Raw genomic sequence first — 15,136 nt, 5'->3', positions numbered from 1 at the left:
CGCCCGTCCCCCTCCCCGCCCCGGCCTCACCGGTCCCAGTCTCACCGGTCCTGGCTCAGCGATCCCAGTCTCAGCGATCCCAGTCTCAGCGATCCCTGTCTCAGCGGTCCTGTCTCAGCGACCCCGGCCGGACGTCCCCAGCAGATCGTCGTCCTCATCCTCGTCATCGGCCAGCTCTTCATCGAAGACCGAGCTGACGTCGAAGCGGCACACCACCCGCTGGGGATCCGCCTGGTCGAACGGCGCGGACAGCCACTCCCCCGGTTCGGTGGGATCGTCGACGGCCGCCACCCACAGCGTGGAGTCGCCCTCCTCCAGACCGAACTCCTTGTGCCGGGAGGCGATCTCGTCGGGTTCGAACTCCCCGAAAAGCACACCGAGCGCCGCATGAACGCTGGTGCCGACGACGCCCGCGGCCTCGCCCGAGCCGTTCACCGCGCCCTCGTCGACGGCGTCCGGATCGAGGTCGGCGATGCGCTGCGCCTGATGCAGCAGCCGCTGCGGTTCGGCGACGGTGTAATCGCGCCGGATCAGCACGCTGAGCGCGCTCGCTTCCGCGGGGCCCGCGTAGGCGGGCAGCGCCTCGTTCCCGGGGATCTCGAAGGGGGTGACCTCGTCGTAGGTGTCGTAGAGCAGCTCGTCATAGACCTCAGCCGCCGCGGCGAGCTCGTCGAACGCGGCATAGACGGCCGGATCGTCCTGCCCCGAGCGGCGTTCGACCGCGTCGAGGTGACGGTCCAGCGCGGCTTTTACCGCCTCGGCGGCGGCACGTACCTCGGCAGCGGAAGGCTGCGCAGCATCAGACATAGTGCAGACGCTATCCGTACCGGGGCCGGTCCCGCACAATAGATGCGATGCCGGAATACGAATTCTGCGATGTGTATGTGCCCCGGGGAGTCTCCCGGTCGGCCACCACACGCCTGCTGACCGACCATGCCGAGTACGGACACTGGGAGTTGGACCGCCTTCGACTCAACCCCGACGGGAGCCGCAGAGTGCGGCTGCGCCGCCGGATCATCCGACAGCTCCGCGCCACGTGGTGATCGCCGAAAAGGTGTGTATGCAGCAGACGGAGCGGGTCCCGTACCTCCAGGGCCCGCTCCGTTGTGTGTGTTCCGCGCTACGTGGCGCGGATCACCTGCGCGCGGTGCGCGTCCGGCGGTAGAGCACCGCCCCGCCGAGGAGCAGTCCGGCGCTCGCCGGTACCGCGGAGCCGATCATCCCGGTGCCGGTGTGGGCGAGCTCGGCGCCGGGCTTCGGCGTCGAGACGATCGCCGACTTCCCCGGGACCTCGGTCTGCGGCCGCACTCCCGGGCCTTCCGGGGTGCCGTGGCCACCCGGAGGGGTCTGCGGCTTGCCCGGGTGCTCCGGCTTACCGGGGTGGTCCGGCTTACCGGGGTGGTCCGGCTTCCCCGGGTGCTCCGGCTTACCCGGGTGATGCGGCTTCCCCGGGTGGTGGGGCTTACCGGGATGGTGCGGCTTCCCCGGGTGGTGGGGCTTCCCCGGAGTGGGCGGCTGCTGCGGGTGGTGCGGGCTCCCGGGGTGCTGCGGCCGGGTTTCGTTGCCGCAGTCGTTCCCGAATGCGGGGTTCAGCAGCCCGCCGATCGTGGCGCTGTTGCCGCAGGCGTTGACGGGAACGTCGACCGGCACCTGGACGGTGTTGCCCGAAGCGACGCCGGGCGAGTGCGTGGTCCCGCCTCCGGCGGTGGCGCCGCCATGGCCGCCCCCGTGCTGACCGTGCCCGCCGCCGTGTCCACCGTGGTAACTGCCCCCGTGCTTGCCGCCGTTGGCGCAGTCGTTCCCGAACGCGGGATTGAGCAGTCCGACGACGTTGACGGTGTTCCCGCACACGTTCACCGGTGCGTGGACCGGTACTTGAACCGAATTGCCCGACCCCACGCCGGGCGAATTCGCCGCGCCGCCCGCGGCCGCCGAGTCCGCGTATGCGTTTCCGCTGAGGGCGGCGAGTACGCCACCCGCGGCCGCGATCGTGATCAGACCCTTTCTTGCGACCTGCCTCATAGGTTGTTCCCCTGCCTTGTGCTGTACCGGATGCACCGAGTGGATCTCCTGGGAGATCCACTCGGTGCAGAAATACCCAGAGGCTCCGGAACGCATGGCATACATTCCGGAGCCGAGCTGGATCACGCCCTTACGGGCTCACGCAGAACGTCAAAGAACGTCAGAACGTCACTTGTTGATGCAGGTGTTGCCGAAGGCCGGGTTCAGCAGCCCGATCACGGAGATCGTGTTGCCACAGGCGTTCACCGGCACGTGGACCGGCACCTGGACGGTGTTACCGGACCCCACACCAGGGGAGTTCAGGGCCGCGCCCTGAGCACCCGAGTCGGCAACGGCCAGGCCCGCACCGGCAAGCACGAGACCACCGGTGACTGCCGCAGCTGCGACGATCTTCTTGATCATTATTCCTCCTTGTAGACAATGCGATCCCAGCCGCGGACCGCACACTCTGCAACGAGGGCCGAGCCGTTGAAGCTACGAACACATCGCAGCTTTCACCCATTTCAGCGAACCCGGCACGAAAGGCAGGAATTTCGTACCGGATTCAGCTGCGGCTCCACCACTTTTCAGCTCTGGTCGATGAACCGGTCGAGCACCCGCACTCCGAACTTCAGTCCGTCCACCGGCACCCGCTCATCCACACCGTGGAACATCCCGGCGAAGTCCAGCTCCGGCGGCAGCTTCAGCGGCGCGAAGCCGAAGCCGCGGATGCCCAGATCATCGAACGACTTGGCGTCCGTACCGGCCGAGAGCATGTACGGAACGGCCCGCGCGATCGGGTCCTCGGCCTGCAGCGCCGACTGCATGGCGTCGACCAGCGCCCCGTCGAACGTCGTCTCCAGCGCCTTGTCCGCGTGGACGTCCTCGCGCTTGACCCGCGGCCCCAGAATCCGGTCCAGATCGGCCAGGAACTCCTTCTCGTAGCCCGGCAGGAAGCGTCCGTCGACATGCGCGGTGGCCTGCCCCGGAATGACGTTGACCTTGTAGCCGGCGCCCAGCTGTGTCGGATTGGCGGTGTTCCGCAGCGACGCGCCGATCAGCTTCGCGATACCGCCGAGCTTGGCCAGCGTGCCGTCCATGTTCTCCGGGTCGAGATCGGTGCCCAGAGCGTCCCCGAGCTGGTCCAGGAACGACCGCAGCGTCTTGGTCACCCGCACCGGGAACTCGTGCCGCCCCAACCGCCCCACGGCTTCCGACAGTTCGGTGATCGCGTTGTCCTTGTGAATCATCGAACCGTGCCCGGCACTGCCGTCCACCGTCAGCTTCATCCAGTGCATGCCCTTCTGGGCAGTCTCGATGAGATAGAGCCGCACCTGGTCATTGACGGTGAAGGAGAAGCCGCCGACCTCGCTGATCGCCTCCGTCACCCCCTCGAACAGCTCGGGGTGCTTGTCCACCAGGAACCGCGCGCCATACGTACCGCCCGCCTCCTCGTCCGCGAGGAACGCCAGCACGATGTCCCGCGGCGGCTTCCGCCCCGTACGCAGCCGGTCGCGTACGACGGCCAGCGTCATCGCGTCCATGTCCTTCATGTCGACCGCGCCCCGGCCCCACACACACCCGTCCGCGATCTCGCCGGAGAACGGGTGGTGGGTCCAGTCGTCGGCATTGGCCGGCACCACATCCGTATGCCCGTGGATCAGCAGCGCGGGCCGCGAACGGTCCTCCCCCTCGATCCGGGCCACGGTGGAGGCCCGGCCCTTGTGAGACTCGAAGATCTGCGGCTCCAGCCCCACCTCGGCGAGCTTCTCCGCGACGTACTCGGCAGCGGCCCGCTCCCCCGGCCCCGAGTGGTCCCCATAGTTGCTGGTGTCGATCCTGATCAGGTCCCGGCACAGGTCGACGACCTCGTCCTCCCCCGTGACCGTACGGCCCGGCTGCGACTCGCTCATGCCGGAACCTCGCTTCGCTCGGCCCCGCATTCGCAGGACTCGCACCTCTCGTTGGTTCGCTCGCGGAGCTCGCTCACACTGCCTCCTCTTGGTTCACGGCCGCGTCGCGCTCCCGAAGGAGCACGGTCCGCGGCGGGGGTCCACGGCCATCCTCCCCCTCCCGCCCCCCGCGCCCAAGGCCGCAATACTCCCGACATCCCCTGGTCACAGCCCCACCGCCGGCCGGACGAGCAGGTGATCGACCACCCCGGATCGTTTGCTATTGTTTTCCACGTCGAACCGGCCACGCCGGAGCGGCAGACACCTTGTCCGGGTGGCGGAATGGCAGACGCGCTAGCTTGAGGTGCTAGTGCCCTTTATCGGGCGTGGGGGTTCAAGTCCCCCCTCGGACACCACCAGAGACCCCAGCTGAGCTGGGGTTTTTCTGTTTCTTGCCCCTCAGTGTGACCAGTAGCGTGACCAGTAGGATTCTGGACTTCCCGTGACCGGCGGTGTGACCACCGCCTCAGCGGGGTCAGACCAGGGACGACAGGCCAATGCGGGCGGCGCTGGAGGCGGCCAGCTTCTTGGCTCCCTCGGCGCGGCGCCTGCCGTACCGCGCCATCGTGTAGCCCGGTGAGTGGTGCCGAGCGTTGGCGGAGACCTCCACCGGGTTCTCGTGGCTGTCCAAGTCGTTCGTGATCTTCGAGGCGCGCCAGTCGTGCAGCCGGAAGTTGTCCGGGAGCTTTAGCCGGTTCCGAGCGGTGCGCCAGCGTGCTGACACCTTCTCAGGGTCCTGGGGGCCTCCGGCCCGGCCGTCCCGCTGGAGCTTGAAGCCGTCCCGGGCGAACGGCAGTCCGTGATCCACCCAGGCTTGCCCGAGGCGTTCATGCGCGTGGCATGCATTCACCGGCGAAGTTAATGGCTATTCAAGTGATCACGATCATGCGAAGCCGCCTGGAGTTATACCGTGCGTGATCATGAACGGGAAATAATTCACTCACCGCAATCGAAGGAATGTCCGTTCCCCTGATGGGTGCGTCTCCTCGGGTGGCCCGCGTGAATGAATCAATTGCGTGACCTATCCCACACATGACAGGGGTAATGCGCTCATTCATTCAATGAGGACCCACCGGGGGTGCCTTCCTCGGACCGTGTACGGGTATGAAAGGACCACGGCGCCACTGACTGACCCGGTTGTACCCGCCGGCTTCAGTGAATGCGATCCAAGGCCCTTAGAAACATTTCTGCGGGCTTTTATGGCATAAAACCTGGGGGATCTGGGCTCCAGCACGGTGAATGAAGCCTCTGTTGGGCCACCCGCGGAGTGGCCTCGGTTTCACTTTGAGCGGCTGGCGATACGGTTCAACGCCGATAACAGGTACGTATTTAGTGCGGGGGGGGTATATACCTCCATGAAAAGCCTCCTCGTGGAGGCTCTTCTCCGGTTCGCCTTAGCGGCCGCCAGCGCAGATCGTGTCGAATTCGTCTTGAAGATCCACCAGGTTTTGTCGATCATCATCTACCTTCTGCGATGCTGCGTCCAAGTCCTGCTGGGCTGTTGTGATTTTTTCTGGATCAGGATGCGGCTGACTTTTCAGTCGATCAAGCGTTGCTCGCCTCAGGCTGACTTGGTGTTCGTCCCGCACTATAAGCCCCTTGGTCCCTGCGATCTGGCTCCGTAGGCCGTCACATGAGTGTCCGCTGCGATGGGTCATGACTCTTCTCCTCCGTTGCTTCTCCTGTCCCGTGCTGTAGCAGCGCTTGGCTTGCTGCAACCATCGCGATGGCCCCCGCCAGTGATCGTGTTACCAGTACGAAGGGAGTCGCCCCCCGGCGCTACCCGAGGATGCCTAGTCGAACACTGCTGCCCCTGGGAGGTCAGCAGCGTTCGTTAATTTCTATCAGAGTTTGTTCTTCGAGCGCCTCGGCCCCGTGGATATCTGATTGCAGGGCATGCAATTCCTCTCTAAGTTTCGCAATTTTGGTCGGGTCTTTAACGTGCCGGAGCTCATCTTCTACCCCCACAATTCGATGTCGATCGCTCTTGATATCGGACTGGCACTTTTTCACTGTGGCTTTCAGCGACGCGCAGTCTATGGGGCTGGACTTGGCCATAACTGTGCCTCCTATGTATGCTCTTATTTGCCGCATCACCCTTGCGAATAATCCAGGGTGGCGTCCGTGCCAAACTTCCGCGTGCCGTGAATCTGGGCCATGGGCTTCTCGCCCAGCGAGGTCCACACATTCGATCGTGGCACTTCCTGGCTGCTGGCGCATCCTGACGAAGCGGTGCTCCCTGTGCCGCCTGCGCTTACGCGCTTCCGCCTACAACCTGGCCCCATATCAAGCGAAACGGCGAGGCAAGCGTGGGTGAGGGCGCTTGGCTGGGGCCTCGTGGTCAGGGCCTCGGCAAGGTCGCGTGATGTCCGGTTCGTGATCATGAGGCGTAGACACCCACATGATCTTGGATCACCGCGCCTGTCCTGCATCCGAGCCGGCTCATCCGGACAGCCCTGTCACAAGGCAATCAAAGCTGCACTATGCCGCGGCCCTGGCCACGTCATGAGCCTGGAAATGGTTCAGTGCAAACTTCAGCAATCACGTCTTCGAGTGTCGCCTGCGTATTGAGGTCATCAGGAAGCTGGCTCTCCAGGAGCTGCTTACGCGCCTCCAGAGCTTGAACGTGGTTTTGGTCAACCGGGGGCGTGCTGAGCAGGCGGCGGATCGTGTCGTCGAGACTGCGGATCTGCAATTCCTTATGAGCAATAGCGATCTGTCCCTCCTTGGCCAATCGTTTGAACATGGCGCACCCGGACTCGGTCATGTCATCTCCTCTGATTGACTGCCACGGCTGCTCTTGTCGTTGGCCGTGCCACCACCAGTGTTTCGGCCGTATTCGAACCAGAACGAAACGGGACCAGGACGCGCCTGCACGTTCACCTTCATGGGTGCAGTCATCACGACCACGCCAGCATGGACAGCACCCATTTGACGGCCCACAGCCGCACCCGAGCCGCAGTACCTCGTGGTATGCGGCTCACTGAGCCTTCGCCGATGCATGAATGAATTAATAGTTGGCCTGCGTCACGGTTCTTGGTTCATCCGTCAGGGATCAGCCTCGGCAGGTGCAGGAAATGTCATTACTCCCACATCTCGGGCCCACCACCGCGGTGTGCTGTCCGTCCTGACAGACAGGCGCTCGACTGGGGTTCCCCAGCCGAGCGCCTTGCGTGGGCGACCGTTGAGTTTGGCAGCCAGTCTCCAGGTGCTCGCGGCTCCGGACCGAGAGGTCAGTGAGCCTTGGCGTATGCCTCGCGCACGTCGGCCGGCACACGCCCGCGGTCGGAAACGGTGTAGCCGGCCTCCCTGGCCCATGCCCGGATGGCCGCGCTGTCGTCACGGCTGGAGGCAGCAGTGGCCTTTGAGGGCTTGCGGGTCCTGCCGGCCTTTCGCCCTGCCTTGAGGAACGGGCCGAAGGCTTGAAGCATTTGCTCGTAGCTTTCGGGGCCCAGGTCGATCTCGTACGACACCCCATCCAGCGAGAACGTGTGGGTGGCAGCTTCCTGAGCTTCTTCGCCCGTGAGGTCATCGATGTAAAGGGTGACGATCTTCTGTGCCATGCGGAAATCATAGGGCTGGAAAGAGGGCGTTGATGAGGCTGCGCCCGTACCTTCGCCTCATGGACTTCAACATCACAGCGGAAGAGGAGGCCCTCGTGCTCCGCATCGCGGAGCGGCTGAGGGCCGGCGACTCCCCGACGGACGACGACCTGGCGGACGAGCTGGGTGACGAGGTCCGACCGCAGCTCCAGACGCTTCTTGAGAGGGGCTGGCTCGTCGTCGACGCCGACCGCTCCCTGGCGCTCTCCAAGATCGCTCAGGCGGCCCTCTCCAGCAGGCGGGACGTCGGCGGCCCCGGGATCACAGCTCCTTGACCATGACTGCGTACAAGGGTGCGTCCTCGAAGGGCCTTGACTCGTCGAACTTGCGGTATCCCCAGCTCTCGTACAGTGCTTGAACCTTCGGGTGAGCCGAGTCAACGAACAGTGTGACGGCGTAGGCGTCCTGGGCCTTGATCAGCGCGTCGTGGATCTGGGCCGAGGCTCCTGTCTTGCGCCACCTCGGCACGATCATGAGTTCAGACAGGGCGAATACCTGAGTCTCCTCCGCAAGCCAGTCCGGCGTCTCAACTCCACGCCACCACGCACCAGGGCTGAACAGCGCGCCGTAGGCATACCCGACCGGTGCCCCCTCTTCGAAGCCGACGATGCAGGACCATGTCTCCTTGTTCGACCAGGCATCTACGAACTCGGCGAACCGATCGCGGGAATGGAACTCGTCAGGGTCGTCGGCGTACGCCTCGTCGTGGATATCCAGGAGCATGGCCCTGACATCCCGGGCGTCCTCGTGGCCATAGCGTGTCAGCTCCATTGCCGAGACCTCTCAATCCATTCCGTTACTTCGGGCGCTCCCGACCCTGACGCGACCAGAGCCTTCCGTACATTTATCAGCGTGTCAGTGGTCCGCTTCGAGCCTGCCCCCGCGGGCAGCAGCTCGTACGCACGCAGGCCCGTGGCACAGGCAAGCTCCAGCTCTCCCTGGTTTGCCTGGGACAGTGCCAGATGCGCCGAGTACAGGGCTCTGTTCCGAACCATGTCGGGCCGGATGCCGGCAAGCGTGCGATGGAAGAACGCTTCTGCCCGGTCATAGGCCCCTAGGTGGAACCAGATACTTGCAGCCAGGCCGTCCACTTCACTCTGGTCGTAGAAACTCAGCCACGGCGGACGCTGCTTGCCTTCTGCCCGCGCGAACGCCTTCTCTGACGCAGTCAGGGCCCGTAGCGTGTCGCTCCGCTGATTCATCTTGGCCAGGGGCCCGAGCGTTGCGCATGTGTCCCAGAGACGCGTACAAGGGATCTCTACGAGCGACGGAAGACGCCTTCATGACCTCCGCGGCTGCCGCTCCTTCAGAGAAGTCCTCACGCTGACAAGCCGTCATGGCGAGGTGGTTCCACACGTGGTACTGCGTCTCACTGTCTCCCGAGAGACCGGCGAACGTCACTGCGCGGTCAAGATGAGCGCGCGCCCGCTTGGGGGACTTGGCGTCGATGGCAGCGAAAGCCGCCGAGCTTGACGCGTCCGAGGCCAGACAGTGAAGCCGTCTTCGGACACGAGTCGATGTAGTCCCCATGGACAACGCCGACTGGATACGGAGGGCGAGTTCGGCAGCCCGATTCTCCACTGTGCGCATGCCACCAATACGCCAGTCCTGTTCAAGGATGCGCTCATAATTCGCCTGGAAGCGGTGAACATCGCTCATGCCAAGTCTGGTGCTGTTTGGCCCTACAACGGACAGGGCGGTACCGCCGGTGGCGGTGAGGAACTTACGACGGTGCACGGGCCCGTCCTCCGGTGGTGCGGTGGTGCTTCGCTTGCGTCGTGGGATGAAACCTAACTCTTCGGACGACGCTTCAAGGACCTCTTCGGCGCAAAGCCTGATGCGGTCCTGTGGCCATCTCGTCTCACCCCGGAGCCAGCGCCGAATGTCCCGGTCAGTGAGGCATCCAGGAGAGCCGGTCAGCGTCTCCACCTGCGTATTGATCTTGCGCGCCAACTCGGCTTGAGAGAGGCCCTGCTCATCCATGCGGGCTGCCAGCTTGACGTTCTCAGTCACACCTCGACGGTAGCGCCGAGAGATCGCCCGGCGACAGTCCGTAGGTAAAAATCACCGGGGTCATGCGATGACGCCGCCTCCCATTTCACCTGTTGCCCGCGATGCCCCAAGAGTGGACTTGTCTGGTCGCCGCCGTCGCAGTGAAGAGGTGCCCCCCGGCGCCTGCCTGCATGGAGGTGAGCACCCGGCCTTCCCCCGTTTAGGCCGGGTGGCTCCACCACCCCGGAGGGAAGACCCGTGACCATGACAGCCGCAAGACCCAAGGCGACCGGTGCGCCTGGCTACAGCGAGACCATGCCGTGCGAGCCGGAATCGGCACACCGGGCCCGCCTGCTCATCTCCGCCACCCTGAACACCTGGGGCGTAGGCGAGTTGGCTGACGCCGGGAAGCTGATCGTCTCGGAGTTCGTCAACAACACTGTCAAGCACACCCGGTGTCGCATGATCCGTGTCCTGATCTCACGCGAGACCGGCAACGTGATTCGGATCGGCGTCGTCGACAAGAGCCGAGATGCCCCGGTGATGTCCCAGCCCGACGGCAACGCGGAAGACGGTCGCGGCTTGCTCCTGGTCGACACCCTGAGTTGGAAGTGGGGGTACGACAAGAAGCACTGGGGCAAGGTCGTCTGGGCCGAGCTGGAGGTGCCGGCCGAATGCTGACCGCCCCTTTCACGCTGCGCCTCATGCAGGCCGAAGAGCTTGCGAACGACCCGACCCCGTACGCGTGCGTGGAACTCGCCTTCAACCCCGCACGCCCGCTCGACGAGCGCGATGCGCAGACCTTTCCAGAGGCTGTACGGATGACCCCCGCGGATCTCTTGCGCCTGCATATCGAGTCACATCAGACGCTCGGGGAGATCCGCATGGAGACCATGCGGGCTGAGGTCGCTTGGAAGCAACACCTCGGCCACTGGTACGAGGAGGGCCGAGCGGCTGTGCGGTCCAGCGACCTGGATGTGGCACTTCTGGCCCGCGTCCTTGACGGGCTGCGCGGCCTCGGTCGATTACCCGCAACGGCATGACTGCCACGGAAAGCAAGAGCTCACTCAGAGGAAGACCGATCGCCATGTCCGCTTTCTGGAACTTGCGCCGCATCCGCACGCTCATCGCCACCTGGCGAGACTTTGAGCGTTACGACGAGCTTGACGCACTCGCCGAACTTCATGGAGCCGCTGACCACCCCACGGAACGAGCCGTTCTGCGGGTGTCCCTGTTCGGGTTCCGGGCGGAGGCCGAGGGGAAGACCGGTTTCGCCGCCCTGAAGATCCTTCGCCGGTACCACCCCGCCGTGGTTCACGTCCTTTACACGTACTTCGCAGTGCTGGCGGTCCTGGCGGCCCTGCTTCTCGCCTCCTTGGGTCCGCAGTGAGCGGCCCGGCCATCGCCCGCGCGCTCCGCCTCAAACACACTCGGCCAGAGCTTTCCGTCCGCGAGCGCAACATTCAGCGTCTGCTCAATCCGCCCGCTCCAACCTTGTTCGACCGTGCACGCAGCGTCTTGTGGGCAGCCGAAGAGTGGTGGTGTCGGCACGTCACGCAGCGAGAGCTTTACCACCAACTCGACGCGGCAGGCCGCGTCTTCAGGGCAAGCCTTCCCGCCGAGTGGGGCACTCCGGAGTACGCGGAGCGCAGCCTCCGGCACATCAGGGAGGCCGCCGCGGCCCACCAGGTCGATAGCGCCTGACCCGCTGCACCACAGTTCGCCCGCCCCGACCGCGGTGCCCCGCTCTGATCCGTATTCCCCCACGGCATGAGTGAGGCGGTCGAGGCAGGCTCAAATTCCCCATGCAGTCAACCGCCATGACCTTGCAGGAGGAGCACATGCCCGCTCATCGCTTAGCCGCTCGGACCTTCCTCGACGGACCCGGGTTGGCCCCGGCCGACCTGTGCATGGTCTTTCTGATGCGCGAGGACGACGACACCGAGCCACGCCCGATGCCCACGCTGACCGTGGGAGAAGTCCCGAGCACCGTCAAGGCCCTGGAGTCCCTCGGCGTGCGGTCGGTGAAGATCTTTGCCGGGTCCAGGATCAGGGATGTCCGCGCTTCCCAGGCTGCGTCTCCAACCGGTCTCATGGCCCGTGCCATTCGGGCGGCGAAGAAAGCAGCCCCCAGCGTCCTCGTGATGACGGAGACCTGCGTGTGCAGCCACAACGACTCCGGCGAGTGCTGGCTCGCCGATAAGCGTGGGATGGACGTGGAGGAGACCAGCGAAGTCATGGGCGCCCAGGCAGTGATGCAGGCAGATGCCGGCGCAGACATCGTCGGTCCCGCCGCGATGATCCCCGAATCGGTTTTCGCTGTGCGCGAGGCGCTCGACGTGGCGGGCCACAAGCAGGTGGCAGTCATGCCGCACTTGATCTTCTCGTCGTCTCTGTACGAGGGGTACCGCGCCACCATGGGGGCGACGCCTCAGTCTGGCGCGCGAGCCTTCCAGATCGACCCGAAACAGCCGGAGCTCGCCGTTCACGTCGCACGCGAGATGGTGAGAGAAGGCGCGGACATGATCTTGACCGAGCCCGCTCTCCACACTGTCGACACCCTCGTCCACCTCAAGGACAAGGTGTCAGTTCCCCTCGTGCCCTTCTCCGTGTCCGGTGAGTACCTGCGCCTGACCGACCGTCGCGAGGACGGCGGGCGGGACATGAAGGGGTTGATCGAGGCGTACACGGTCCTCAAGCGGGCGGGTGCCACTCGGATCATCACCTACGGCGCCTTGGAGATCGCCCGCGAGCTCAGGACTTCCTGATCGACGCGAGGATGCCGGCTGCGCCCTGCGCGAGGAGATCCGCAGCCACGCAGGCTCCCAGCTTCTCCGGATCGTCCGTCGGTCCGGTGCTTGCGGCAGTGACCTGCGTGGCTCCATCCAGGGAGGTGACGGCAGCGGATAGGTGCAGTAGGCCATCCGCTCCGATCCTTCCCCAGGCTCCCACCGGGACAGAGCAACCTCCGTGAAGTTCGGCCAGAAGGGCGCGTTCAGCTCGTACGCATGCATCGACTTGTGGTTCTCCGGCCGCCGCCAGAAGCCGGGCGGCGGGGGAGTCGATGCGGACCTGGATGCCGAGCGCGCCCTGCCCCGGGGACGGCGGGTACACCACCGGATCGAGGATCTGATGCACGTCAGGCACGAGACCGAGACGGTTCAAGCCCGCTGCCGCAAGAACCACCGCATCCAGGCGATCCCGGCCCTTGATGCGCGCCAGCCGTCCCGGCACGTTGCCGCGGATCGGCATGACCTCTAGGTCAGGGCGCAACGCGAGGAGCTGGGCTACTCGCCGGGGTGCTCCGGTACCTACCCGAGCGCCTTGGGGGAGGTCGTCGAGGGTGGCGCCGCAGAGCACGTCACGAACGTCCTCGCGGGGTCCGGGCGTGGTCAGCAGGGTCGTGCCCTCGTAGACGCTTGTGGGCAGGTCCTTGAGGGAGTGCACGATCACGTCGACTCTGCCGGTGACCAGAGCCTCTTCCTGGTTAGTGGAGAACGCAGACCCGCCAGCGGTCTTCGCCACTTCCGCGAGGGTGGGCGTGATGCGGTCCTGGTCGCCGCCTTCGAGGATGATCTCCCGCTTGAAGCGGACGCCGGGGAATTGCTCCGCAATAGGTGCCAGCCACTCCGTGACCTGCGTCCTCGCCAGCTTGCTTGCCCTGGAACCGATTCGCACCACGTCGCTCATTCGGCTCAACTCCTCGCATCAGCAGGCTCGTTGGCGCTCAATCCTACTTGCACAAGAAGCATGCAGTTTCCGACAGATTGTCACCAAAGGAGAAACCTGGTGGAGCCTCTTCGTATCGGCGCCCGCGCATCCCTGATGTCCCTCGCTCAAACCGCACCCATCTTGGCGAGCCTGGCGCCCACCCCCACCGTCTTACGTCCGTTCTACGGCGCTGGAGGCGACCGCGTGATGGGCCGCGCGGCACTGGAAGAGGACGGCGTCTTCTCTGAGGAGATCGAGACTGCCCTTCTCGCAGGCGAGATCGATGTTGCTGTCCACTGCCTCAAGGATGCCCCGACCCACGACACCTCCGGCCTCACGATGGCTGCGTACCTGCGCCGCGATGACATCCGGGATTGCCTGGTCACCCGCGACGACGGTCTCACCCTGGACACCCTCCCGGCCGGCGCCACCATCGCTACCGCCTCCATCCGCCGCACAGCAGCCCTCCGCGCCTACCGCCCGGACATCAACGTCGTCCGCATGCGCGGCCCCGTGCACGAACGCTTGCGGGCCCTGGAGCGGGGCGACCGAGGCGTGGACGGGCTGATCGTGGCTACCTGTTCCATGGAGCGCTTGGGGCTTGCTCACCGGATCGGCGAGCGCATCAGTCCGGAGATCATCTGCCCGCCGCTCGGAGCGGCCATCATCGCCCTTCAGACCCGCAAGGACGATATGGAGACCCGAAGGAAGATCTTCAGGCTGCACCACGCGGACACGGAGGTCGAGGCGGAAGGTGAGCGCTTGGTCCTGCGGCAGATGGGCGGCTTCTGTAACGCCCCGTTGGCCGGGTACTGCACCACGAATCACAGCGACGAGATCAATACGTACACCGTCCGCGCCCGCGCCTTCAGCAGTGATGGCGGCACGGTGATCGATGTCCGGCTCGCGGGGGACGATGCCACGCAGGTGGCCATGGCTGTATGCCAGCAACTCACCCACCACAGGGCCCGTGAACTGGGCCAGGCGTCATCCACCGGGTCGACTGAATGAATCAATCGGGCGGGTCTGGTCAGGATGCGAGCGCTCCGCCGCAGGTCGCGATGATCACGGTAGAGGAGCTACCGCAGTAAATCCGGCATTTGCTGCGGGAGGCCAGGGGGTGCTGGACACCAGGTAGGGCAGACCTGGATCGGATGGCATGTGGGTTTCCCGGGACACCGACGCGATCTTGAAGCTACTTTCCGTAATGGATCAATTACGTTATGCGGTGTCGCGGCTGCGGCCAGCGTGACATCCATGAAGCTCACCCCCTCGGAGGGACACAGTCATGACAACTACGGCAACGGACGTCGTCCGGCTCAAGATTGAACGGGCATTCGACACCCTGGACGCCAACAATGACGGCTACGTGGACTGGTCGGACTACCAGCAGCTCGTCGACCGCTACATCAGCGTCTTCCACCTCGGCAAGAACGATCCCCGGGCCGGCGGAATCCAGGCCTTCTATCAGATGTACTGGCAGGAGCTCGTCCGGCACGCGCAGCCGAACGGGCAGAAGCTCTCGAAGGAAGACTTCGTGGAGGCCAACCGCCTTGTGAGCGTCGACACCAGTCGGCTCAACATGGTCGAGGGCTGTGGCCACGCGATCTTCGACTGCATGGACGTCAACGGCGACAACGAGGTCAGCAAGGAAGAGTTCGAGAACTTCCTGAGGAAGGTCTGGAAGATCTCCCAGCCCGACGCCATCGAGACCTTCCACAGGCTGGACCTCGACGGGGACGGCCACATCTCCCGGCAGGAGTTCATCCGGGCGGCCCACGAGTACTACTACTCGAACGACCCGAATGCTCCGGGCAGCCTCTTCTTCGGACAGGTCTAACCGCATCTGCTCCATCCAGCGGAGGATGCTGATGACAG

At 64.9% G+C, this 15,136-nt stretch carries 20 protein-coding genes and 1 tRNA gene; 9 read left to right on the top strand and 12 right to left on the bottom strand.

Annotated elements, in window-relative coordinates; translation table 11 throughout:
• Window positions 1-114: 114 nt before the first annotated feature.
• A complete protein-coding gene (locus tag ACZ4S3_RS16095) occupies window positions 115-807 on the bottom strand; it encodes a hypothetical protein (protein ID WP_467933231.1) in 693 nt (230 codons plus the stop codon).
• A 47-nt stretch (window positions 808-854) separates the two neighbouring features.
• Between ACZ4S3_RS16095 and ACZ4S3_RS16090 the strand changes: the two genes are divergently transcribed.
• The gene (locus ACZ4S3_RS16090) at window positions 855-1,043 is read left to right on the top strand and encodes a DUF5703 family protein (RefSeq protein WP_400066394.1); all 189 of its coding nucleotides are present in this window, start codon (window positions 855-857) and stop codon (window positions 1,041-1,043) included.
• A 91-nt stretch (window positions 1,044-1,134) separates the two neighbouring features.
• On the opposite strand, the gene ACZ4S3_RS16085 is transcribed toward ACZ4S3_RS16090, so the two are convergent.
• The 3 genes from ACZ4S3_RS16085 to ACZ4S3_RS16075 form a co-directional block, all read right to left on the bottom strand.
• Complete coding sequence (locus ACZ4S3_RS16085) at window positions 1,135-2,022, bottom strand: chaplin (protein WP_467933228.1); 888 nt, start codon at window positions 2,020-2,022, stop codon at window positions 1,135-1,137.
• A 168-nt stretch (window positions 2,023-2,190) separates the two neighbouring features.
• Window positions 2,191-2,424 (bottom strand): chaplin ChpH, encoded by a 234-nt coding sequence (chpH, locus tag ACZ4S3_RS16080; RefSeq protein ID WP_467933224.1) that lies wholly within the window; start codon window positions 2,422-2,424, stop codon window positions 2,191-2,193.
• Window positions 2,425-2,588: 164 nt separating this feature from the next.
• Complete coding sequence (locus ACZ4S3_RS16075) at window positions 2,589-3,914, bottom strand: M20/M25/M40 family metallo-hydrolase (RefSeq protein ID WP_467933221.1); 1,326 nt, start codon at window positions 3,912-3,914, stop codon at window positions 2,589-2,591.
• A 307-nt stretch (window positions 3,915-4,221) separates the two neighbouring features.
• Between ACZ4S3_RS16075 and ACZ4S3_RS16070 the strand changes: the two genes are divergently transcribed.
• Window positions 4,222-4,309, top strand: a tRNA-Leu gene (locus ACZ4S3_RS16070).
• A 119-nt stretch (window positions 4,310-4,428) separates the two neighbouring features.
• Here ACZ4S3_RS16070 and ACZ4S3_RS16065 read toward each other — a convergent pair.
• The 5 genes from ACZ4S3_RS16065 to ACZ4S3_RS16045 all read right to left on the bottom strand — a co-directional run bounded on the left by ACZ4S3_RS16065 (window position 4,429) and on the right by ACZ4S3_RS16045 (window position 7,516).
• Complete coding sequence (locus tag ACZ4S3_RS16065) at window positions 4,429-4,761, bottom strand: hypothetical protein (RefSeq protein ID WP_467933218.1); 333 nt, start codon at window positions 4,759-4,761, stop codon at window positions 4,429-4,431.
• A gap of 586 nt (window positions 4,762-5,347) precedes the next feature.
• Window positions 5,348-5,611, bottom strand: coding sequence for a hypothetical protein (locus ACZ4S3_RS16060; protein ID WP_467933213.1), 264 nt, complete (start codon window positions 5,609-5,611; stop codon window positions 5,348-5,350).
• Window positions 5,612-5,774: 163 nt separating this feature from the next.
• Window positions 5,775-6,011, bottom strand: coding sequence for a hypothetical protein (locus ACZ4S3_RS16055; protein WP_467933209.1), 237 nt, complete (start codon window positions 6,009-6,011; stop codon window positions 5,775-5,777).
• Between the two features lie 445 nt (window positions 6,012-6,456).
• Window positions 6,457-6,720: a hypothetical protein gene (locus tag ACZ4S3_RS16050; RefSeq protein ID WP_467933204.1), complete on the bottom strand. Its 264-nt coding sequence runs from the start codon at window positions 6,718-6,720 to the stop codon at window positions 6,457-6,459.
• 466 nt (window positions 6,721-7,186) lie between these two features.
• Window positions 7,187-7,516 (bottom strand): histone-like nucleoid-structuring protein Lsr2, encoded by a 330-nt coding sequence (locus ACZ4S3_RS16045; protein ID WP_467933200.1) that lies wholly within the window; start codon window positions 7,514-7,516, stop codon window positions 7,187-7,189.
• Window positions 7,517-7,575: 59 nt separating this feature from the next.
• On the opposite strand from ACZ4S3_RS16045, the gene ACZ4S3_RS16040 reads away from it, so the two are divergent.
• Window positions 7,576-7,830 carry a hypothetical protein gene (locus ACZ4S3_RS16040; RefSeq protein ID WP_467933197.1) on the top strand — a complete coding sequence of 85 codons (255 nt, stop codon included), beginning with the start codon at window positions 7,576-7,578 and terminating at the stop codon, window positions 7,828-7,830.
• On the opposite strand, the gene ACZ4S3_RS16035 is transcribed toward ACZ4S3_RS16040, so the two are convergent.
• Together ACZ4S3_RS16035 and ACZ4S3_RS16030 are read right to left on the bottom strand one after the other, a co-directional pair.
• Window positions 7,817-8,326, bottom strand: a complete 510-nt coding sequence (locus tag ACZ4S3_RS16035) for a GNAT family N-acetyltransferase (protein ID WP_467933191.1) — start codon at window positions 8,324-8,326, stop codon at window positions 7,817-7,819. The genes ACZ4S3_RS16040 and ACZ4S3_RS16035 overlap by 14 nt on opposite strands.
• Window positions 8,317-8,757, bottom strand: a complete 441-nt coding sequence (locus ACZ4S3_RS16030) for a hypothetical protein (protein WP_467933186.1) — start codon at window positions 8,755-8,757, stop codon at window positions 8,317-8,319. Before ACZ4S3_RS16030 ends, ACZ4S3_RS16035 begins: the two co-directional genes overlap by 10 nt.
• A 1,054-nt stretch (window positions 8,758-9,811) precedes the next feature.
• On the opposite strand from ACZ4S3_RS16030, the gene ACZ4S3_RS16025 reads away from it, so the two are divergent.
• The 4 genes from ACZ4S3_RS16025 to ACZ4S3_RS16010 all read left to right on the top strand — a co-directional run bounded on the left by ACZ4S3_RS16025 (window position 9,812) and on the right by ACZ4S3_RS16010 (window position 12,315).
• Window positions 9,812-10,228 (top strand): ATP-binding protein, encoded by a 417-nt coding sequence (locus ACZ4S3_RS16025; RefSeq protein ID WP_467933182.1) that lies wholly within the window; start codon window positions 9,812-9,814, stop codon window positions 10,226-10,228.
• Window positions 10,222-10,590 carry a hypothetical protein gene (locus tag ACZ4S3_RS16020; protein ID WP_467933177.1) on the top strand — a complete coding sequence of 123 codons (369 nt, stop codon included), beginning with the start codon at window positions 10,222-10,224 and terminating at the stop codon, window positions 10,588-10,590. The genes ACZ4S3_RS16025 and ACZ4S3_RS16020 overlap by 7 nt, the downstream gene beginning before the upstream one ends.
• A gap of 44 nt (window positions 10,591-10,634) precedes the next feature.
• On the top strand, window positions 10,635-10,937 hold the full coding sequence (locus ACZ4S3_RS16015) for a hypothetical protein (RefSeq protein WP_467933173.1): 303 nt from the start codon (window positions 10,635-10,637) through the stop codon (window positions 10,935-10,937).
• Between the two features lie 415 nt (window positions 10,938-11,352).
• Window positions 11,353-12,315, top strand: a complete 963-nt coding sequence (locus tag ACZ4S3_RS16010) for a hypothetical protein (protein WP_467933168.1) — start codon at window positions 11,353-11,355, stop codon at window positions 12,313-12,315.
• Here the strand turns inward: ACZ4S3_RS16010 and hemC (ACZ4S3_RS16005) are convergent.
• On the bottom strand, window positions 12,302-13,237 hold the full coding sequence (hemC, locus tag ACZ4S3_RS16005) for a hydroxymethylbilane synthase (protein WP_467933164.1): 936 nt from the start codon (window positions 13,235-13,237) through the stop codon (window positions 12,302-12,304). The genes ACZ4S3_RS16010 and hemC (ACZ4S3_RS16005) overlap by 14 nt on opposite strands.
• A gap of 60 nt (window positions 13,238-13,297) precedes the next feature.
• Between hemC (ACZ4S3_RS16005) and hemC (ACZ4S3_RS16000) the strand changes: the two genes are divergently transcribed.
• Window positions 13,298-14,269: a hydroxymethylbilane synthase gene (gene hemC / locus ACZ4S3_RS16000; RefSeq protein ID WP_467933160.1), complete on the top strand. Its 972-nt coding sequence runs from the start codon at window positions 13,298-13,300 to the stop codon at window positions 14,267-14,269.
• A gap of 277 nt (window positions 14,270-14,546) precedes the next feature.
• Entirely contained in the window at window positions 14,547-15,098 is a 552-nt protein-coding gene (locus ACZ4S3_RS15995) for an EF-hand domain-containing protein (protein WP_467933157.1), read from the top strand.
• Window positions 15,099-15,136 lie beyond the last annotated feature (38 nt).

The sequence above is a fragment of the Streptomyces sp. NPDC028368 genome, from assembly GCF_055565615.1.
This window is presented reverse-complemented; position numbering and strand designations above follow the sequence as displayed.